At 65.1% G+C, this 19,847-nt stretch carries 24 protein-coding genes; 20 read left to right on the forward strand and 4 right to left on the reverse strand.

Annotated features, from left to right (window positions below; all coding sequences use genetic code 11):
• Position 1: 1 nt before the first annotated feature.
• The 8 genes from IEY49_RS00305 to IEY49_RS00345 all read left to right on the forward strand — a co-directional run bounded on the left by IEY49_RS00305 (position 2) and on the right by IEY49_RS00345 (position 9,824).
• Positions 2 to 1,528, forward strand: coding sequence for a carboxypeptidase M32 (locus IEY49_RS00305; RefSeq protein WP_189003439.1), 1,527 nt, complete (start codon positions 2 to 4; stop codon positions 1,526 to 1,528).
• The gene (locus IEY49_RS00310) at positions 1,525 to 2,280 is read left to right on the forward strand and encodes an SDR family oxidoreductase (protein WP_189003440.1); all 756 of its coding nucleotides are present in this window, start codon (positions 1,525 to 1,527) and stop codon (positions 2,278 to 2,280) included. The genes IEY49_RS00305 and IEY49_RS00310 overlap by 4 nt, the downstream gene beginning before the upstream one ends.
• Before the next feature lie 210 nt (positions 2,281 to 2,490).
• Entirely contained in the window at positions 2,491 to 3,867 is a 1,377-nt protein-coding gene (locus IEY49_RS00315) for an amidase (protein ID WP_189003441.1), read from the forward strand.
• Between the two features lie 52 nt (positions 3,868 to 3,919).
• The gene (locus IEY49_RS00320; protein WP_189003442.1) at positions 3,920 to 4,684 is read left to right on the forward strand and encodes an SDR family NAD(P)-dependent oxidoreductase; all 765 of its coding nucleotides are present in this window, start codon (positions 3,920 to 3,922) and stop codon (positions 4,682 to 4,684) included.
• Entirely contained in the window at positions 4,684 to 6,081 is a 1,398-nt protein-coding gene (locus tag IEY49_RS00325; RefSeq protein ID WP_229780556.1) for a dipeptidase, read from the forward strand. Before IEY49_RS00320 ends, IEY49_RS00325 begins: the two co-directional genes overlap by 1 nt.
• 4 nt (positions 6,082 to 6,085) lie before the next feature.
• Positions 6,086 to 7,066, forward strand: a complete 981-nt coding sequence (locus IEY49_RS00330) for a succinylglutamate desuccinylase/aspartoacylase family protein (protein ID WP_189003445.1) — start codon at positions 6,086 to 6,088, stop codon at positions 7,064 to 7,066.
• 281 nt (positions 7,067 to 7,347) lie between these two features.
• Positions 7,348 to 8,526 (forward strand): pyridoxal phosphate-dependent aminotransferase, encoded by a 1,179-nt coding sequence (locus IEY49_RS00335; RefSeq protein WP_189003447.1) that lies wholly within the window; start codon positions 7,348 to 7,350, stop codon positions 8,524 to 8,526.
• 686 nt (positions 8,527 to 9,212) lie between these two features.
• Positions 9,213 to 9,824: a toast rack family protein gene (locus tag IEY49_RS00345; protein WP_189003451.1), complete on the forward strand. Its 612-nt coding sequence runs from the start codon at positions 9,213 to 9,215 to the stop codon at positions 9,822 to 9,824.
• A gap of 90 nt (positions 9,825 to 9,914) precedes the next feature.
• Here the strand turns inward: IEY49_RS00345 and IEY49_RS00350 are convergent, their stop codons facing one another.
• From IEY49_RS00350 to IEY49_RS00365, 4 genes are all read right to left on the reverse strand, one after another.
• Positions 9,915 to 10,067 carry a hypothetical protein gene (locus IEY49_RS00350; protein ID WP_189004241.1) on the reverse strand — a complete coding sequence of 51 codons (153 nt, stop codon included), beginning with the start codon at positions 10,065 to 10,067 and terminating at the stop codon, positions 9,915 to 9,917.
• 432 nt (positions 10,068 to 10,499) lie between these two features.
• On the reverse strand, positions 10,500 to 11,714 hold the full coding sequence (locus tag IEY49_RS00355; protein ID WP_189003452.1) for a tyrosine-type recombinase/integrase: 1,215 nt from the start codon (positions 11,712 to 11,714) through the stop codon (positions 10,500 to 10,502).
• A 17-nt stretch (positions 11,715 to 11,731) separates the two neighbouring features.
• Positions 11,732 to 12,193 (reverse strand): S24 family peptidase, encoded by a 462-nt coding sequence (locus IEY49_RS00360; protein ID WP_229780586.1) that lies wholly within the window; start codon positions 12,191 to 12,193, stop codon positions 11,732 to 11,734.
• A gap of 15 nt (positions 12,194 to 12,208) precedes the next feature.
• Positions 12,209 to 12,649 carry a S24 family peptidase gene (locus IEY49_RS00365; RefSeq protein ID WP_189003456.1) on the reverse strand — a complete coding sequence of 147 codons (441 nt, stop codon included), beginning with the start codon at positions 12,647 to 12,649 and terminating at the stop codon, positions 12,209 to 12,211.
• Between the two features lie 372 nt (positions 12,650 to 13,021).
• On the opposite strand from IEY49_RS00365, the gene IEY49_RS00370 reads away from it, so the two are divergent.
• From IEY49_RS00370 to IEY49_RS00420, 12 genes are all read left to right on the forward strand, one after another.
• Positions 13,022 to 13,255 carry a helix-turn-helix transcriptional regulator gene (locus IEY49_RS00370; protein WP_189003458.1) on the forward strand — a complete coding sequence of 78 codons (234 nt, stop codon included), beginning with the start codon at positions 13,022 to 13,024 and terminating at the stop codon, positions 13,253 to 13,255.
• On the forward strand, positions 13,252 to 13,494 hold the full coding sequence (locus tag IEY49_RS00375) for a helix-turn-helix domain-containing protein (protein ID WP_189003460.1): 243 nt from the start codon (positions 13,252 to 13,254) through the stop codon (positions 13,492 to 13,494). Before IEY49_RS00370 ends, IEY49_RS00375 begins: the two co-directional genes overlap by 4 nt.
• A gap of 63 nt (positions 13,495 to 13,557) precedes the next feature.
• The gene (locus IEY49_RS00380) at positions 13,558 to 13,986 is read left to right on the forward strand and encodes a hypothetical protein (protein ID WP_189003462.1); all 429 of its coding nucleotides are present in this window, start codon (positions 13,558 to 13,560) and stop codon (positions 13,984 to 13,986) included.
• Entirely contained in the window at positions 13,983 to 14,222 is a 240-nt protein-coding gene (locus IEY49_RS00385) for a hypothetical protein (RefSeq protein WP_189003464.1), read from the forward strand. The genes IEY49_RS00380 and IEY49_RS00385 overlap by 4 nt, the downstream gene beginning before the upstream one ends.
• On the forward strand, positions 14,219 to 14,350 hold the full coding sequence (locus IEY49_RS21645) for a hypothetical protein (RefSeq protein ID WP_268238999.1): 132 nt from the start codon (positions 14,219 to 14,221) through the stop codon (positions 14,348 to 14,350). The genes IEY49_RS00385 and IEY49_RS21645 overlap by 4 nt, the downstream gene beginning before the upstream one ends.
• Positions 14,347 to 14,589 (forward strand): hypothetical protein, encoded by a 243-nt coding sequence (locus IEY49_RS00390; protein WP_189003466.1) that lies wholly within the window; start codon positions 14,347 to 14,349, stop codon positions 14,587 to 14,589. The genes IEY49_RS21645 and IEY49_RS00390 overlap by 4 nt, the downstream gene beginning before the upstream one ends.
• Before the next feature lie 160 nt (positions 14,590 to 14,749).
• Positions 14,750 to 15,910 (forward strand): hypothetical protein, encoded by a 1,161-nt coding sequence (locus IEY49_RS00395; RefSeq protein ID WP_189003468.1) that lies wholly within the window; start codon positions 14,750 to 14,752, stop codon positions 15,908 to 15,910.
• Positions 15,911 to 16,273 carry a hypothetical protein gene (locus IEY49_RS00400; protein WP_189003469.1) on the forward strand — a complete coding sequence of 121 codons (363 nt, stop codon included), beginning with the start codon at positions 15,911 to 15,913 and terminating at the stop codon, positions 16,271 to 16,273. It begins immediately after the preceding gene.
• Entirely contained in the window at positions 16,270 to 17,325 is a 1,056-nt protein-coding gene (locus tag IEY49_RS00405) for a helix-turn-helix domain-containing protein (protein WP_189003471.1), read from the forward strand. The genes IEY49_RS00400 and IEY49_RS00405 overlap by 4 nt, the downstream gene beginning before the upstream one ends.
• Complete coding sequence (locus IEY49_RS00410; RefSeq protein ID WP_189003477.1) at positions 17,322 to 18,653, forward strand: replicative DNA helicase; 1,332 nt, start codon at positions 17,322 to 17,324, stop codon at positions 18,651 to 18,653. Before IEY49_RS00405 ends, IEY49_RS00410 begins: the two co-directional genes overlap by 4 nt.
• A 10-nt stretch (positions 18,654 to 18,663) precedes the next feature.
• Positions 18,664 to 19,293, forward strand: coding sequence for a hypothetical protein (locus tag IEY49_RS00415; protein WP_189003479.1), 630 nt, complete (start codon positions 18,664 to 18,666; stop codon positions 19,291 to 19,293).
• Positions 19,293 to 19,847 carry a nucleoside triphosphate pyrophosphohydrolase family protein gene (locus IEY49_RS00420; protein ID WP_189003481.1) on the forward strand — a complete coding sequence of 185 codons (555 nt, stop codon included), beginning with the start codon at positions 19,293 to 19,295 and terminating at the stop codon, positions 19,845 to 19,847. Before IEY49_RS00415 ends, IEY49_RS00420 begins: the two co-directional genes overlap by 1 nt.

Below are 19,847 nucleotides of genomic sequence, written 5' to 3' on the forward strand. Positions count from 1 at the left end.
CGTGAATGAATTTCAGCAACGGTCGGCCGAAATCAACGATCTGCTCTGTGTCCTCAATCTGCTGACCTGGGACACACGCACCCAGATGCCCCCGGGCGGCAGCCACACCCGGGCGCAGCAGACCGCTACCCTGAGCGGCCTCACTCAGCAGCGCCTCCTCGATCCGGCGTTCGAGCGTGCGGCGCAGGCCGCGCTGAGCGCCGCAGAGTCCGGCAGCGTCTCGGCCCGTGCGGCTCAGCAGGCCATCCATGCGGTCAGTGCCCTGAAACGGGTGCCAGTCGAACTGACCCGCGACCTGGCCCTGACCAAAAGCGCTGCTCAGGACGCCTGGGCGGACGCGCGGGCCCACAGCGACTTCCAGCGGTTCGCGCCGCACCTCACACGCATGGTGGACCTCCAGCGCCGCCTGGCAGACGCGCTCGGGTACGGTGCCCATCCTTACGACGCGCTGCTTAACCTGTACGAGCCTGGCCTCACGACGGAGACACTCTGGGAGTTATTCTCGCCACTGCGCACGCACCACCTGTCCCTGCTGCGCGAAGTCCAGGCGCAGCCCCAGCCGCGTCTGGACTTCCTGGCGCGCGACTACGACATCAGCGCACAACAGGTCCTCGCCCTGGAGCTTGCGCAGGCCATCGGGTACGACCTCCCGCGGGGCCGACTCGACGCGTCCGCGCATCCTTTCGAGATCAGCTTCACCCGCGCGGACGTGCGCATCACCACCCGCTACCGTCCAGACTTCCTGCCCGGCGCGTTGTTCGGGGTGCTGCACGAGGCGGGACATGCCATGTACGAACAGGGCGTTTCTCCCAAACTGAGCCGCAGTGTCCTCACGTCTGACCTGCTGGGACTGTACGCCGTGGGCGGTGCAAGCTACGGTACGCACGAGAGCCAGTCGCGATTATGGGAAAACCGGGTCGGCCGCTCCCGCGCGTTCTGGGACCAACATTACCCGCGGGCGCAGGCCCTTTTTCCCTCACAACTCGCGGACGTGACGGTTGACGAGTTTCACCGCGCCGTGAACCGGGTGCAGCCCAGCCTGATCCGCGTGAACGCCGACGAACTCACCTATGACCTGCACATCATGCTGCGCGTTGATATCGAGTCGGCCCTCATCGCCGGCGACCTCCAGGTGCAGGACCTCCCGGAGATGTGGAATGCCCGCATCGAGTCTGACCTGGGCCTGCAGGTGCCTGACGACGCACGGGGCGTGCTGCAGGACATCCACTGGTCAGCGGGCCTGTTTGGTTCCTTCCCGACGTACACGGTCGGCAACATCATGGCCGCGCAGTTTTTCGAAGCGGCGCACGCTGCGCTCCCCGACCTCGATGCGTCCCTGGCCCAGGGAGAGTACCGCCCGCTCCTCACCTGGCTGACCGAGCAGGTGTACCAGCACGGCCGGACCTTCACCCCTCACGAACTCCTGGAACGCACGACTGGACGCGGCCTGGACGCGACACCCTACCTGACGTACTTGAGCAGCAAATACCGTGACCTTTACGGCCTCACGGTAGAGGAGACAGCATGACACGACGGTCTGATGGTCTGGCAGGGAAGGTCGCGGTCGTCACGGGCGCGAGCAGCGGCATCGGTGCGGCCACCGCCCTCGCGCTGGCGGCGCATGGAGCGAGTGTGGTGCTGGTCGCGCGGCGCGAGGACCGCCTGCAGGACCTCGCGCGTCAGGTCCAGAGCACCGGGGGTCACGCGGAGGTGGCCGTTGCGGATATCGCGGATGAAGCCCAGGCACGTCTCACGGTAGAGCGCGCCGTGAGCGTGTTCGGGCGGGTGGACATCCTGGTAAACAACGCGGGGTTGATGCTGCTCGGCCCGGTTACCGGCGCCGACACGACCGACTGGCGCCGCATGATCGACGTGAACCTGCTGGGGCTGATGTACACCACCCACGCGGCGATTCCTCACATGCGCACGCAGGGCGGTGGGCATATCGTCAATATCTCCTCCGTCTCCGGACGCGGCGCGAGCCCGACCTCTGCGGGGTACAGTGCGTCCAAGTGGGGCGTCGGCGGCTTCAGCGAGGGCCTGCGGCAGGAAGTCCGGCTGGACCGCATCCGCGTGACGGTGATCGAGCCGGGCGTCGTGGCCACCGAACTGACCGATCACATCACCCACCAGGACACCAAGGTCGCCTACGAGGGCCGCATCCAGACCATGATTCCTCTGGAGTCCGAGGACATCGCCGCGGCCGTCGTGTATGCCGTGACTCAACCGGAGCGGGTCAACGTCAACGAGATCCTGATCCGGCCACTCGACCAGGGATGATGCGGCACGCCGATGTTTGCACAAGAAGATCTGCGCGGGTATGGGCGCAGCAGTTGCCTCGACGGTGGTACCTGATGCGCCCATGGCGGCCGGCTCCAAGGCGCACTGTCGCTCAAGGCGGCATAGTGGTGAGTCCCCCGAAGAATACCGTGAGCCCCGGCCCGGCTGAACCTTTCACCATGCCTGCCCGGTCGTGGCCGGGCCTACCGGATGCCTGACTTTGGCGTCCTGTTCGCGTCCATTCCGCAGGTGGCGGCGCGCTACCGTGCCGGCACCCTTTCGCCTGTCGACGTCACCCGCGCGTCTCTCTCACGCATCGAGGAACTGAACCCGGCACTGAATGCCTTCATTACTGTCACGGCGGATCTGGCCCTTGCTCAGGCGGTACACGCTGAAACAGAACTGCGCAGCGGACTGGACCGGGGACCGCTGCACGGGATTCCCGTCGCGCTCAAGGACCTCACGGACACTGCAGGGGTGCGCACCACCTGCGGCTCCCGCGTTCTGGCGGACCATATCCCGGACAAGGACGCGGACGTCACGGTGCGGCTCCGTGAGGCAGGCGCGGTCCTGCTCGGCAAAACGAACCTGCTGGAGTTCGCGTACGGCATCGTGCACCCGGATTACGGGCAGACGAACAATCCGTGGGATGTGACGCGCACGTCCGGAGGCAGCAGTGGCGGATCCGCGGCGGCGGTCGCGGCCGGCCTGTGTTTCGCGGCATTCGGCACAGACACGGGCGGTTCCATCCGCATTCCTGCGGCGTACTGCGGCGTGACTGGATTCAAACCCACCTACGGCCTGGTGCGACTTGACGGTGTGTTTCCCTTGTCCTGGTCGCTGGACCACGGCGGTCCGGTCGCGCGCAGCAGCGGTGACGCCGCCCTGATGCTCGCCGCCCTCACCGGACGACCACACAACGCTGCGCCACGCGACCTGCACGGCGTCCGCCTTGGCGTTCTGGTTGAGCACACCCGGGGCCCGGAAATGCAGCCTGGAGTCGCGGAGGTCTTCGAACGTGCCTGTGACGCCCTGCGCGCAGCCGGGGCAGTCCTGGTTCAGGTTCGCGTCCCGGGACTCGACCTGGTGGAGGCCGCGATGATGCACGTGCTGCAGCCCGAAGCGAGCGCCGTCCATACGGCGTGGCTGCAGCAGTCCCCTGAGAAGTACGCTCCGGACACCCGGACGCAGCTCGAACAGGGTTTCGAAGTCAGCGCGGTGAATCATGTGCGCGCGCAACAGTTCCGCCGCAACCTCGTGCGTGACTTCCTCGCGGCTCTCACTGACGTCGAGGCGGTCCTCACGCCAACGGTCGCCTGGGTCGCGCCCCACGAAGACCCGGTCGTGTCGGGGGACGAAGGTTTTGCCGAAGCGCGCCGCACGGCACCCGCCAACCTCACAGGATTCCCGGCCCTGAGCCTGAACGCAGGGTTCTCGCAGGGCCTGCCGGTTGGTTTACAGATCACGACCAGGCCTGGTGAGGATGCCCGTGCACTCTCACTCGGCGCGAGCGTCGAAGCGCTCCTGAACGCGAACCGGATCCCGCCACTCGGGAGCTCCCCACCATTCAAAAGGACGGCCCCATGACTTCACTTTGCAGTTTCGCCCGACCATCGATCTCTTGTGTGACGGTCCGGCCATGAACGTCCGCTTCGACGGCCAGACCGTCATCGTGACGGGTGCGGCGCATGGTTTCGGCCGGGCAATCAGCCTGGCGTTCGCTGCACGCGGGGCCAACGTCTGGGCCTGTGACGTGAACGATGCCGGGCTCCGGGAAACGGAGGCCCTCTCAGCTGAACGGGAGGCTCCTTTGCAGGTTCGCACGGTCGATGTCTCGAACCGGGAGGCCGTGCAGGCCCTGGTGAAGGAAGCTTCGGGGGGAGAGCGGGTGGACGTTCTCGTGAACAACGCGGGGGGCGTGCTCGGTCAGGTCGGGCGGCCCCTGGAGCAGATCGGCCAGGACGACTGGCACGCGATCTTCCGGGTGAACCTGGACGGCGCGTTCTATTTCAGTCAGGCGGTCGCGCCGCTGATGAAAGCCCGGGGTGCCGGGCGTATTGTCAACATCAGCAGTGGCGCCGGGCTGGGCGTGAGTCTCACGGGCATCCAGGCTTACGCGAGTGCGAAGGCCGCGCAGATCGGCCTGACCCGGCAGCTGGCGCACGAACTCGGCGCGTGGGGCATCACCGTGAACAACGTCGCGCCCGGCTTCGTGCGGAGCAATCCCACCACCGAGCGGCAGTGGGAAAGTTACGGTGAGGAGGGGCAACGCCGCCTGATCGACAACATCGCCATGAAACGCCTCGGCAGTCCCGATGACATCGCGCACGCCGTCCTGTTCTTCGCGTCAGAGTACGCCGGCTGGGTGACCGGGCAGATCCTCAGCGTGGATGGAGGCAAATGATGGATGACGTCTTGACCTACCTGCACGAGCACTACGAGCGCCACCTGGAAGACCTGCGGGCGTTCGTAGGCATACCGAGTGTCAGCACTGAAGAGCAGCGCGCGCCTGACGTGCGCCGAGCAGCCGAATGGGTGGCCGCGCGACTCGGCTCTGCCGGTCTCACTGACGTCCTGGTGCATGAGACGCCAGGACACCCGGTCGTGACCGCGTCATGGACCAACCTTCCCGGTGCACCGACCATCCTCATTTACGGTCATTACGATGTGCAACCGCCCGACCCGCTCGACCGGTGGGACAGCCCGCCGTTCGAGGCCACCGAGCGGGACGGGAAGCTGTTCGCGCGGGGCGTGTCGGATGACAAGGCGCCCATGCTGATCCCCATCCGGGTGATCGAGGCGTTCCTGAAGGTCCACGGGGCACTCCCGGTCAACGTGAAGCTGCTGTTCGAGGGCGAGGAAGAGATCGGCAGCCCGCACCTCGGGGCATTCGTGCGTGGTCACGCCGCACAGCTCCAGGCGGACTTCGTCCTGTCCGCCGATGGGGGCATGTGGCGCGCCGACGTCCCGACCCTGACCGTGAGCGCGCGCGGGTTGACAGCGCTGGAGTTCACCGTGCGTGGCCCGGGGAGGGACCTGCACTCCGGGCGTCATGGAGGTGGGCTCCACAACCCCCTCCACGTCATCGCGAGGATGGTTGCGAGTCTGCACGATCCGGAAGGCCGGGTGAGTGTTGACGGCTTCTACAACGACGTTTCGCCTCTTTCGCCTGACATCCGGGCGGACACGGCGGCCCTGCCCTTCAGTGACGAGACGTACTTGAGGGAAGTCGACGCGCCCGGCACCTTTGGAGAACCGGGCTACAGCACCCTGGAACGCCAGTGGTACCGTCCAACCCTCGAACTCAACGGACTGTGGGGCGGGTACACCGGCCAGGGCGTCAAAACTGTCCTGCCGAGCGAGGCGCACGCGAAAATAACCTGCCGGCTCGTGCCAGGTCAGGATCCGGACCGGGTCCGGGAGCGAATCCAGGACCATCTGCGGCTGCATGCCCCCCCGGGGGTCACGGTCACGTTCAAGGGCGGCGGGCACGGAGCGCCTGCCTACCGGATTCCGCCAGAGCACGTGGGACTGCGGGTCGCGCGTGAGGCCCTCAGAAGCGTGTACGGTCAGGAACCCCTGATGGTGGGCATGGGCGGCTCGATTCCCATCTGTGACACGTTCCGTGAAGCGCTCGGCATGGACACGGTGTTCTTCTCGTTCGCGGTGGGCGACGAGAACATTCATGCCCCCAACGAGTTCTTCCGCCTCACCCGGTTTCAGGAGGGCGCGCAGGCCTGGTCGGCGTACTTCGGGGCGCTTGCCCGCTCGCGTGATTCCGTGGCCACGGCTGGAGGGTGATGGGATGTACGACCTGATCCGGTCCACGCCTCTCGGCACGACCGTGCGCGGAGTGCTCGACGCGCCCCTCGCACCCGAAACCCGCGTGCCCTATACCGTGGTGCGCGGGCTGGAGGACGGGCCAACCCTGTTGGTGACGGCCGGCGTGCATGGTGCGGAGTACGCCAGTATCGACGCGGCCTACCTGCTCGCCCAGACCGACCCGGGGACCCTGCACGGAACGCTGGTGGTTCTGCCCATCGTGAATCCCAGTGCGTTCTGGCAGCGCAGCATCTATGTGAACCCCATTGACAGGCGCAATCTGAACCGCCTGTTTCCCGGGCGGGCGCGCGGAACGTATGCCGAACAGCTGGCCTCATGGCTGCACGAGGAGTTTCTGTCGCATGCAGACGCCTTGATCGACCTGCACGGTGGGGACCTCGTGGAAGCGCTGGAACCTTTCTCGGTCTACGTGCGGGGTCATGAGCCGTCTCGCCAACTGGCACTCGCGGTGGGATTGCCGCACCTGATTGCCAGCGAGAGCCGCGGCATGACGTACGAGGTGAGCCGCACGCATGGTATCCCCGCCCTTATCGCAGAGGCGGGTGGTCAGGGCCTGCGCGGTGCGGCGGACGTGGCCCTGCTGGTGCGGGGAGTTCACAATGGCATGCGTCATCTTGGCATGCTCTCTGGTGACCCTGAGCCGCGTGCCGAAGTCACCGAGCATGATGCGTTTGCCTGGCTGGCCGCACCGGCCGCAGGCTTATGGCACCCGAGCGTGACCGCCGGGGCGCTGGTGTCGAAAGGGCAGGAGCTTGGAACCCTGCGGGGCATGGATGGACAGGACCTGCAAACCTTCTCCGCGCAGGACAGCGGCGTTGTCCTGTTCCTTGTGACGAGTCTCGCCATGAACGTAGGGGACCCGATGCTCGCGATCGGCGTTCCCGCTTCCCGGCCTGCCGAATCACTTCCTGCCGCTGTTGGAGCAGTTCAGGCCGAGAGCTGAACGCGGATGTGAGTCCAGCCGTGGAGTGCGGAGCCTGGTGCTGCACCCGCCGGCAGTCCGGGGCCGTCATGGGAATACGCGTTGGCGGAGCCAGGGGCTGCGCTTGAACTCACCCCAGGAGTGCCGGTCCAGCCGCCGTTGAAAACCCACCTGGACCGTTGGCCTCATCCAACGGGGTCCGGTACGCTCCGCAGGAGTCCGTCATCACTCGCACGACCTGCAGGGCCTGATCTCACGGTCCACACGGCCCACCGTCGTCTCTCCTCTCAAGGCAGGTTCTTATGCATCCTTCCCCTCCCTTCCAGCTTTCTGCGCGCGTGCGGACTCTTAAGCCGTCCTCCACGGTAGGTGTACTCTCACGGGCCCTGGAACTTCAGCGGCAGGGCGTAGACGTGATCACCATGAGTGTGGGCGAGCCAGATTTCGACACACCGCCGCACATCAAGGCCGCCGCCATCGCTGCGATCGAATCCGGCAGGACAAAGTACACCCCTGTGAATGGCCTTCCCGAGCTGCGCGAGGCGATCAGTGCCAAATTTCGTGACGAGAACGGCCTGACGTACGCGCCCGAGGCGGTCACTGTCACGAATGGCGGAAAGCAGGCCCTGTACAACGCTTTTTTCGCCCTGCTCAACCCCGGCGACGAAGTGCTGATTCCCTCACCTTACTGGGTCAGCTACCCAGAAATGGTCGCCCTCACCGGTGCCCTCCCCGTGGCAGTGCCCACCCCGCCACACTCCGGCTTCCTGCTTAACCCGGCCGACCTGGAGGCACGGATAACGCCCCGCACCCGGATGATCGTGCTGAACAGCCCGGGCAACCCCACGGGCGCAGTCTTCCCGCCCGAGGTGCTACGGGCTGTGGCGGATCTCGCCCAACGCCACGGGATCATGATCGTCACTGATGAGATGTACGAGCACCTGGTTTATGACGCCGAACAGGTCAGCATCGGGCGCTGGGCCCCAGAACACACCCTCACGGTCACCGGCGCGAGCAAAGCGTATGCGATGACCGGGTGGCGCATCGGGTACGCGGGAGGCCCCCTGCCCGTTATCGCTGCGATGCACGCCTTGCAATCACAGAGCACTTCGGGTGCCAGCTCGGTGAGCCAGTACGCCGCAATGGCGGCCCTGACCCAGCGGGAGGAGACCGCGGGCTTCATCCTCACCGCCCGTGCGGCCTACCGGGAGCGGCGTGACCGCCTCGTGGCCGGTCTCAATGCACTCGGCTTGCGCACCCCCACGCCGCAAGGGGCCTTTTATGTTCTGGCCGACACGACTCCGCTGCACCCCGACGAAGGAGAAGCTGCGCGCCTTCTCCTGGACGAGGCACGGGTGGCGGTCGTCCCGGGTACGGATTTCCAGGCTCCCGGTCAGGTGCGGCTGAGTTTTGCCACGAGTCTGGAGACCATTGAGGAAGCGCTGCAGCGTATCGCACAACTGCTAGGTGAGCAGCCGTAGGGATACCTCGACAAGAAGGTCCATCGCCATCAAAAACATAGTTCTCTCCTTGGATTTCCTGAACAAGGTGTTCAAGAAATACTCCTCAGGACCTCTCGACTGGCAGGCGCTCACCGTCAATGTGACTGGAAAAGCCGGGGCCTCCATCCTTCAGATCTTGGAGTCCGTCCGGGGTCAGCTGCCACACGCCACTGCGACGTGCGCGCCCACGTAAGCCGGGAAGCGAGAGGGGTCTGCTCCGTGGTGCCGTGAGGCTCCCGCACGACCTCCGCGCTGAGGCTAGGATGCTCAATCACTCGCTGTTCTATTTCGTTGTTGCTTGCCTTTCCGCCGAGGTCCTGGAGGGCGTGGACTGTGAGCTCCAGAAGTTCGTCATAGGTCGGCATAGGCATCGGCGTCATCGTACTGAACGGCAAGGACCTCCGACCGGAGCAGCACCGCATGAGACGCCCCACGTACGGGCCAGTTGCAGGACGGCTTCGAGAATCGTTGGTTGGGAAACCTGAGGAACGTTCCTGCCCCGGAAATGAAGGAAAACTTGAACCCGTACGAGACGGGGCGCACGGCAATCATGCTTGCCTGCCCCTGACATGCCACCCACAATAAACAGATACGCGCGATCGGCACCCCACGGTTTCGACCGCGCCTCCCCTATACTTCCGCATCCACTCTCCAGGAGACAGCCCTTGAGCAGCCACCAATCCGCCCGTTTCGTTATTGCGCCCCTGTCCCTCGCCCTGGTGGGAGGTGTCGTGGCCGCCGTTACCTACCGCTCGGTGAATCTCACCCTGACGCATGCCGCCGGGGACCTGCACGTCTCCCGCCAGGATTCTGCCTCTCCCACCCTGGGTGCACGGAATGTACGCGTACAAAACGGGAGCGCTCTGGTGAACGCCGCGCACGGAGCCGGCACGTGGAGGGTTGGCCTCAGCCCGAAGCTTCCAGTCAACCTCACCGTCCGCCACGAGGCAGGCGACATTTCCCTGAACCTGCGAGGCCTGAATGTGCCCAGTCTAAGCGTCCAGCAGACTGCAGGTGATGTGGACGTGCACCTGAGCGCCGCGCCGCTGTCAGGGAGCTTCGCGCTTGGACAGGGCGACCTTGTTCTCGCGCTACCGGCCGGCGTGGGTCTCAAGCTCAACGCCCGCGTCGGACAGGGTCACGTGAAATTCCAGGGCCGCCCTGTAGATGAGGGGATGAATGTCGCCGGAGTGTACCAGACGTCGAATTACGCGGCCGCCCGCACCAGAATAAACCTGACCGCGTCCCTGGAAACCGGTTCCGTGACCGTACGGTAAACCGCTGACCGTATTTAGCCCGTGTCTTGGATTAAGGGCGGGAGGTCAAGTGGGTGGTCGTTCCCCGCCTATCACTGGCCAGGGTGCTGATCATGCTGGATTGCACTTGGCGGCCTCGTTCTGGCAGCCAGGTGTGCTGGGGCTACCCAGGTCACGGTCGATGCCCGCGAGGTTGCCGCTGGTTCGGGCCAGTTGCACGGCATCCCGGTTGAACCCGGCGGTGTCGACTCTGCGGTTGATCATGATGGTGCCTCCTGTCGTCGGGCCTTATCTCCACCTACGCAAAACTGGGCTACCCACAGTCAACCGGCTTGAGGACGCAGGTCCCGGCATGCCAGGTGGTTCCCCGTCCACCAGCGAGGAGGCGGGGGAATAAGTCCTGAAGGCCGAAGGCGTTGAGAACTGGGGCTGGCGGGGGGTGCATGGTGGGGGTTCAGGATACGCCGGCAGGTCAGCATTTCAGCGTAGCTGAGACGACGTGGCGTGCGTGAATTCGTCCTCCGTCGGAGCTTGAAACACTACAGATGATCCGGAAATTCAGCGACAGTATGTCGACTGTCCGGCCGACACACGTTACTGATGCGATTGACCGACCAGCAATGGGCCGTCCTGGAGCCCCTCCTGCCTCAACCACGGAATCCTGGTGGGCCACCCTGGCCAGCGGACTAGCTTTTTTCAGGGCGCCAGCGGGTCACTGTTCCGGTCCGCCCGGGTCACCAGATCCTTCAGGCTGATCGCCGCCCGGTCCCGCTGCTCCTCGAACACATGACCGTAGATATCCAGGCTGATACTCGCCCGGCTGTGGCCCATGCGGTCCGCCAGCACCTTCGGGTCCAGCCCCTGGTAAATGGCCAGCGACGCGTACGTGTGCCGGATGTCATGAATCCGGATGCGCCGCACCTTCGCGCTGTCCAAAAGCACGTACCAGTCCCGCAGCAGGTTGCGCGGGTGGTAGACCGTCCCCACGGAAGTCGGGAACACCAGGCCGTGCTCCTGCCACTCGTCCCCGGCCGTGTCACGCTCCAGGGCTTGCCGGTCCCGGTGGACGCGCAGGGCGTCGAGCGTATCCGGAGGCAGGGGAATGCGGCGCCGGCTGGCTTTGGTCTTCGGTGTGGTCAGCGTGGCCTGGTTCCCGACCAGCACGCAGCTCTGCTGAACGTGAATCACGCCCCGCTGGATGTCACTCCAGCGCAGGCCGCACAACTCACCGCGGCGCATGCCGGTCGTCAGGGCCAGGTACACCAGGCCGTACAGCCGGTCGTCCAGGACGGCCGCGATCAGGGCCTGCACCTCGGACGGCTCCCACACCTGGAATTCGCGCCGGGCGACCTTCACGCGCTTCACGGCTTCGACCGGGTTGCGGTAGATCAGGCCCAGCTGCATGGCGTGCTTCATCGCGGTACCCAGCAGGGTCAGCGCGCCGGCCACGGTGGTGGGGGAGAGGGGTGGACCGGGCTCGGGGGGTGGATCGCCGGCCTTGCGTTTCCTGGTGCTGGGCTGCCGGCGGCTGGCGAGGAGGGTGGTCTGCCACTGCTGCACGTCGAGCGGGGTGAGCTTCTGGAGGTGCTTGAGGCCCAGGTGGGGGTTGACGTACAGCTTGATGATGTCCGCGCGTTTCTGAACGGTGCTGGCTTTCAGGTCGAGGGTGGTGTCGCGCATCCAGACGTCCATGAAGTCCTTGACGGTCATGCGGCTGGGGTCGACGAGGGCGTTTTCTTCCTTGAGGCGTTGGAGGACGCGGAGTTTCTCGCGGACCTGCTTCTGGGTTCTGCCGCGCACGCTCTTGCGTTTGGGGCGGCCGAGGCCGTCGGTCTGGACGGTGATCGAGGCGCGCCAGGTGCCGTCGGCCAATTGGTAGATGCTGCCCTCGCCGTTGGATCGTTTAGCCATTCCCGGACGCTCCCTGATCAGTGATGGAACTGGCGGTAGGACACGGTCTGCCAGGTGACCCCGTCCTGACTCGTTGCGTAAACGCGTCCGCGATTGCGGACGCTGCTGGTCAGGTGCACTGGGGTGTAGAGGGGATTGTCGCTGAGCATCGCGGGCCGGCCCTGATGCAGCTGCAATCGTTTCACCACGAACGCACCGTCAGCCAGCTGGAAGGCGAAGACGTGCCCCCGGTCCGTGAGGATGTCCCGGCCGTCGACCAGGACGTAGCTGCCGTGCGTGATGCCCCCGCCGTCCGGGAGGGTCATGCTGTCACCGTCCACCTGCAGGACAAACATCTCGAACCGCCTTAGGGGCATGGGAATGTTGAAGCGTTTGCGGGTGTTGAACGGATTCGGATCCAGTGGAGTTCCAGCACTGACGGAACCGATGAGGGTGGCTTTGCTGGGGGCGTAACGTCGGGGCAAGAAATACGTCTGCATCACGGTTGAAACACCTCAATTCAGATTCGGGTCGTAGTCGGTGGCTACGGAAACAACGCGGCCAACGATGTGGGCTTCAGCAGCAGGAACATCTTCGTACTGGCGGTTCTCAGCGCGGAACACAGGGCCGAGGCGGGTGGTGGCATACAGACGGACGTGCGGACCATCCCGGTCTGTCAGGACATAGACACGCCCTTCTACCGGGGTGGTTTCCATGCGGTCGATGTGCAGGATGCTGCCGGGTCTGATGCTGGCGGCACTGGTGCCCTGCATTTCGTCGGTGTCGGCCCGGAGAAGCAGGGGTTTCTTGATGCCAGGGGCGATGGCGTCATGATCGACCGCCGGGCCAGGCTCATCGGGGTTCAGAGCGGCGCTGAGTGGGTACACGTCCGCACTGCCTTCTGCGACGAGGGTGGCATCCATGACGCCCAGGTCAACGCCAGTAGCGCGTTGCATCTCGACGAGAGACCAATTCAGGGCACGAGCTAGTGCAACGACCTTTGCAAATCCTGCGTTAGGCAGTTCGACTTTTCCTCGCTCTAGATCGCTGACCCATGCCTGAGTCATCAGGTCACCGGTCTGAGCGACGATATCCTCTTGACCCTTTCCGAGCTCAAGCCGACGCATCTTCAGCTTCAGCGCCCAGCTGGGCGGAGCCGTCTTTGCGGGTTTGGCCTTGGGAGTTGCCATGATAGGTGCGTACATGCTGCCTGTACTACGCTCAATGTACGGATACAGTTGCGCATCGTCCAAAGGTAAATCCGTGCACGCGAGTTTCACCCGTGAGCGTACATTGACAATGTACGGATTGGCTTATATTCTGACTGCATGCGAATGAGTGAGGTTAAACGCTTGCGTATGGAACGCGGTTTGTCGCGCGATGAACTCGCCGCCAAATCAGGTGTGTCCTCGCTGACGATCCGTGCTCACGAGTTGGGCACTGTCAAAGGTACCGAGACTAAGACGGCAGAAGCTATTGCCAATGCTCTTGACGTTCCGGTCCAGGCACTTTTTTTTCACGCTGATATAAATATGTCCATATACAAGGAGGAATCCGCATGACCCGCAAAGCCCACACCTTCGATCAGGCCGCCGAGCACTTGGGCGTCAGCCGGGAAACCATCCGGCAGCTCGTCCACGCCGGCGAGCTGCTGTGCTTCACCGTCACCAGCCACGTGGACGCCAGAAGCAAGCGCATCAGCGACGCCGAGCTCGACCGGTACATCGCCAAGCGTGAGGACGCTGAACGGCAGAAGCACGGCCACCTCCATCCCAGCACTACGGCGCACAACAACGCCTGAGCAAACCAAACCCCCTCCGGTCATCGCTGTTCGCGCAGCTCACAGAGGGGGAAGGAGATCCTTATGACAGTAGCAGATACGACCACCACGGTTGACAGGTTCCAGCGCCAGCGCGCCTGGGAAAGCTTCATCTCCCAACTGGCTCGTGCCCACGAGCACGCCCGCACGCAGCGCCACCCGTTCTGCCCCCTGCAACCCGAAGACACCTTCGAGCTGGACGGCACCGTGTACGCCATCGAGCGCCTGGAGATCGGCGGCTTCGACACCCTGGGCCCCACCGCGAAATTCAGCCTGACCGTGACCAGCCACGCGACTGGCGAGGTCGTGACCTTCGGGCCGATCCTCCGCAGGCAGCGCCGCAACAAGACCACCGGTGAAGCCAAAGTCCACTACAGCACCCCCGTCGGCCCCTTCAAAGAGTGGAACCACATGGTGGCCGCACTGGTCGCGGCAGCAGCTCAGCGCCTGAGTGAACGGGGCGTGGCGGCATGAAGCGCGTCACCTTCGCTGGTGGCGGTGACCTCGAAGTCACCCTCGAACCGGACTTCTCCATGGCGGAGGCTGGTGAGTCCGGCCAGGTGCGCCTGCAGGCCGAGGGGATCGACGTCGAGACCAGGGAGATGGCCGCCACCGTGGTGTACGGCTGGTACAGCCCGGGAGAAGCCCGCGAGATGGCCCGCTACCTGAATGAGATGGCGGACAAGGCTGAGCAGGGCGTGACCGCATGACCCTCCGCACCGCCTGGACACACGTCAGCGTCCACCTGGACGGCGCGCACATCGTGGCCGCGCTGTCCCGTCCTGAAGTCGGCCTGTTCCTGATGGCCAGCGTGGTCCTGCTGGGAGGCTGCCTGTGATCCTCCTGCAGGTGATCGAGCGGCCCACGCCCTTTCCGAAGGTCAGCATCCGCATGTCCGTCATCGAGCGCCCTGCGTATGCCCTCGCGCACCTGCACCGCCGGGATCAGGGCGAGATCGTCATCCGTCAGCACGGTTTCTTTGTCGAGCGCCGGTACTTCGACCTGGCCCGCTGCGCCTGCACCCACCCCATGGATCACGGGGACCTGTTGTGCCCCTCTTGCGAGGCGCGAAGGTGAGACGCCTTGTGATTTCCGTTCTCTGCCTGCATGTCCTCTGGGGCCTCCAGTTCGACCCGACCACCGCCAGCGTGTCCGGGAAAGCCCTCGCAGGCTTCCTCTGCATCGTCCCGACCCTGTGCCTGACGAGCCTCTTTTACGGCCGCAACGAGGTAACGAAATGACCGCCATTGTTCATCGCGAATCCAACGCCCTGGCCAGCGATGGCCAGGCCATGCAGCTCAAGGAATTCGGCAGCATGCTCGTCAGCAGCGGCATGCTCCCCAGCAGCGGCATGCTCCCCAGCAGCGTCCGCACCCCGGAAGCCGCCGTCACCATCATGGTCAAAGGCATGGAGCTGGGCCTGCCCCCCATGGCCGCCCTGAACGGCATCACGGTCATCCAGGGCAAACCCACCGTCAGCCCCCAGCTGATGCTCAGCCTGATCAACCGCAGCGGCCAGCTGGAAAACCTGGAGCTGGAGACCGGCACACAGGGCGCCACCGTGACCATGAAGCGCCGGGGTCGTTCCCCCTTCACCGCGAAGTTTGGCCCAAGTGAAGCGCAGGCGATGGGCCTGCACACCAAGGACAACTACAAGAAGCAGGCACCAGTCATGTACCAGTGGCGCGCTGTTGCCGCCTGCGCGCGGGTGGTGTTCCCGGACGTGATCGACGGCTTGTACACCCCAGAAGAAATGGGAGCTGACATCCAGGTGGATGAGGACGGGGCGATGACGGTCACGGCGGTGCAGGAAGCCAAGCCGGACCGGAGGGCTGATGTCACCGCTCAGGTGGCTCAGGCCGCTGGCGTACCGGCACAGACCCTGCCGGACCCCCACCTTGCTGAGGCCCTGCAGAAGTGGGCGACCAGCATCGGGGACATGGCCGTCCGGGTGCGCAGGGTGGCCCCCGCTGATGGGGTACAGCACATCCTCGACACCTACGACTGGCGCAACAGCATTGACGCCGCCCGGATCTGTTACGACGAGCTCAAGGCCCTGGGGAAGGAACATGCGCCTCAACCCACCACCACTGAGGCTCCAGCACCTGCTGCGCCCGTGGAAACCGCACCTGCCCCTCAGGCAGAAATGCTCCTGAGTGACGGTCAGCGCCAGGGGCTGTGTGGCCACGCCAAGCGAGGCGGAGCAGACACCAGCGGAGCCCGCGCCACCCTCTGGGGCTACCTGCTCAATGCTGGACGTCCCGTCGGAACACGCGACCTGACTGAACAGCAGGCCCAGGTCCTGATCGACACTCTGGGCAGCTGGAACAACGAGCAGGCAGTCACCGCTCTCAAAGAAGCCCGTGAAGCCTTCGACACGGAAGGGCTGCCGTTCTAGATGTCAGTCACGCCTATGACCCCGCACGCCCAGGACGAGCTGGCCCGCGAGTACGCGAAAGCCAGCCCGGCCCGCCGGGGCGTCATCTACCACCAGTGGAAAGCGCGGTACGGCGAGGACACCGCGTACGAGCTGGTCATGGCCGGCCGCGCCTTCATCGTGTACCCCGAGCATCCGGCGGACTTCCGCGCCAGCTGGGGCCAGCCGACCGGCAGCCGCGCAGACATCTGCGCCGCAGTCCTGACCCTGAGTGATGAGCAACTCGAAAGCGTGAGTGCCTCCCTGCGCCGGGCCTTCCTGAAGCATGCCGATGAGCTGTGGGACGTGTGGGCGCTGGCTGTCCAGATGGCCGGTGTGGCATGAGTTCCCACGCCATGGTCTGGGCCTGGAACCAGAAAGCCGGGAAGGCCAAGAGTACCCTGGTGGCCCTGGCCAACTTCGCGGATGCCAACGGGATCTGCCGGGTGCCGCAGACGCACCTCGCGGCCATGACCGAAGATCATGTGAAGACCGTCCAGCGTCACCTGCAAAGCCTGGAAGATACCGGCCTGATCTACCGCACCAAGCACTGGGATGACGATGGCCGGCAGGAGCTTGACGAGATCCAGTTGTGCGGCTTGCGCCCCGCGTTCCGGTCTGGAAGAGGTCGTGTTTCCGGGGGCGACATTTTGACGCCCTATCAGGAAAACCCGGGCGACATTTTGACGCCCATAGAACAAGATCCTTATTCCTTATTGGGTACTACGTTTCCTACCAACAACAACCACGCGAGTGCGTTTGGAGCAGGGCCAGACCAGGCCGGGCTTGCACCGGGTGTTGAAGTTGGGAACCAGGAAGAGACCGAAGGGCAGGCGCCTGACGGCGCGACCTCTGGCGAGGCTCACGTTGCTTCGCCCTCACAGGATCAGCCAAAAAACGCGCACAGCAACGGAGACAACGTGAACGCCGATGGCATGAAACAGGTTCCGCCGGTCGCCGGCCCGTACCGCGCCGCGATGGACACGATCAGCGCGGCCGGACTGCTGCCCGTATGGCGCGACTGGGTGCGCCTCAACCGGCTCGCCCAGGTCACCCAGGAAGCTCAGGCCCCGGTGTGGGCGGGCTGGATCAACGGTGGGCAGACGGACTTGCTGCGCCAGCACGCGGTGGACCTGATTCAGAGCGGCAGCTTCAGTCACCCGTGGGGGGCGCTCCGCAAGCGCATGATGATCCAGGCGTTCGAGCCGAACAGCCCGAGTCCGCACAACCGCCCCACCCCGGAGCGTCCCTCCCTCACGACTGGTCAGCGCGTGCGGTACCCGGACGGAAGTGAAGCGACGGTCCTGGCGGTCCTGAGCCGCGGTATTGCCACCGACCACCCCGAGTATCCGGACGTCCCTCTCGGACAGGTCAGGACCCTGGAGGTGCTCAAGTGAGCGGCACCGCCACCCTCAGCCGCCCCCTGCCCACCAACCCGGAACTGGAGCATAAAGCGCTCGCCTGTGTGTTGATTGACCCGACCGTCTGGCCCTCCCTGTCCGAGATGTCCGAAGGTGCCTGGACTTCCGCTCCGGCCCGGTCCCTTTGGGGCGTCTTTCGCAGCCTGAACGCGGCTGGCCTGCCACTTGACGACCTGGGCACCATCACCCAGCGCGCGACCGAGACCGGGCAGGGCCAGACGGTGAACCTCGCGTACCTGCAGGGCCTGCTGACCCTGGCGGACATGACGGCGTACTACGCCCCCTTCTACGCCGAGCAGCTGCGCTTCCTTCACGGACGGCGGGAGGTCACCCGGAACGCCTTCCAGCTGATCCACCACGCGGTGGAGGGTGACCTGAATGCCGAGGAGCTCGCCACCCTGGCCAGCCAGCTCGGCAGTGCGCTGGAAGTCCGCTCCCGGCACCAGTTCACGACGCACGCCCAGGCCATCGATGCAGCGCTGGCCGACATCGAGAGCCCGCTGCCGAATGCCATTACCACCGGGTATGCCGACCTGGATGATCAGATTCTGGGCTTCGAGCCCGGCGCCATGTACGTGCTGGCGGCCAGGCCTGCGATGGGCAAGACCGCGATGGGGTACAGCTTCGCGCTGACCACGGCCAAATCCGGCCGGCATGTGGGCGTGGCCAGCCTGGAGATGCCCGCCAAAGCCCTGGCCCTGCGTGCCCTGGCCACCGCTGCGTCGGTCGACCTGAACCGGATCCGGCAGCGCACCACGAACGGCCCTGACCGTGAACGCCTCCGCATGCATGCCAGCCGCACCCGCGGCCTCCCCATCACCTACCTGGAAGCCACCGATCAGACTGGCGCGAGCATCGCGCGGGACGCCCGCAAGCTGCGTGCGGCCGGGCAGCTGGACCTGCTGCTGATCGACTACCTGCAACTCGTCGAGTCCGGCAGGAGTGGCAGTGAGAACCGCGTGCAGGAGGTCAGCCACATCAGCCGCCTGCTGAAGAAGCTGGCCATGGAGCTGCAGATCCCGGTGATCGTGCTGAGCCAGCTCAGCCGCGCGGTGGAAGCCCGCCCCAACAAACGGCCCGTGCTGTCCGATCTCCGGGAGTCCGGAGCCATCGAGCAGGACGCGGACACGGTGATGTTCATCTACCGGGACGAGTACTACCACCCGAACACCGACCAGCAGGGCATTGCGGAAGTGATCGTCGGCAAGCAGCGCAACGGGCCTGTCGGCAGCGTGCGCCTGGCTTACAACTCCGAATTCGTCCGTTTCGCCAACCTCAGCCGGGCCGAGCCCGCGTTGCTCTAAGGAGACGCCTATGCAGACCTACGGAATCTTCGCGGTCACGCCCCGCACCATCAGCGTCAAGGACGACAAGGACAACGGCTGGGTGGCCGACATCAAGTGGGCCTTCACCGCTGGGGCACGCCCGGAGCGGAAGCTCACCCTGGATCACGTGGCCACCCTGAAGGGTGCAGCGCGGGAGGGCGGCAGCATCAAACTGGAAGTCACGCCGCGTCTGGATGGGGACCACCTGCCCCCCGTGCTTCTGGGTGCTCACCTGCGCGGGAACATCACCATCGATGCAGAGGGGGCGGTGCAGTGCACCACCCGCGTGACCTTTGACGAGCTGGAAACGGCGGGCTTAGGGGTGAACGCAATTTTAGGCAGCAGCAACTGCCTGGAGTGCCGCGTGTCGGACCAGCCCACCCTGGAAGAGAGCATCGGGGAGGAACTGAAGGCAGAGCGTCAGCTGCAGGAGGATCACGCGCAGCTGATGACTGAGCTGGGGGCAGATCCACTGACCGGACAGGCCCATGAAGGATCTGGTGCTGAGGAGCCAGTGGTTGAGGAAGCGGGCGAGCTGACAGCAACCATGGCGCTGGACCCGAAAGAGCCTGGCGAGGACCTGCCGTTCCCGATTGACGACGAAGGGGCCGCGGATTGATGACTGCCATTGCTGTCAGGACCGTTCAGGAGCTTGCCACCGACACCCGCGCTATCAACCTCGTCAATGGCTGGGGCACCACCTTCACCATGGCTGACCTGCCCGGCTACCTCGCCCTACTGCATTCCGAGGTTACCGAAGCATTCCAGGCCACCCCGCACGACGAGACCGCCTGTGAACTCGGGGACGTGATCGTGCGGGCCCTGGATCTGTGTGAGCTGATCCAGCCTGGAGTGATCGGCGCCCTGTACATCGAGGGGCCTACGCTTGAAACCACCTGCTTCCCCGCGAGGACAAACCCCCGGTACATCCCGCAGTCCCTGGCCTTGCTCCATCTGCACAGTCTGATCAGCGAAGTCCTGGAGTCCTACCGCAAGGTCAAGGACCCGGATGAGATGCGGGGTGCGGTGTTCGCTGGGCTGTGCGATGTGATCGCGTACGCGTGGGCGTGCATGCGCGTGGTCACTCCTTTGCGCACGCCCACGCTCGTCATTGAGGAGATCCTGACGAAGAACCGGGAGCGCGGGTACCGGCATGGCGGGCGGCGCACGTGA

Origin of the sequence: Deinococcus malanensis (assembly GCF_014647655.1) — a bacterium.
Classification (GTDB): Bacteria; Deinococcota; Deinococci; order Deinococcales; family Deinococcaceae; genus Deinococcus; species Deinococcus malanensis.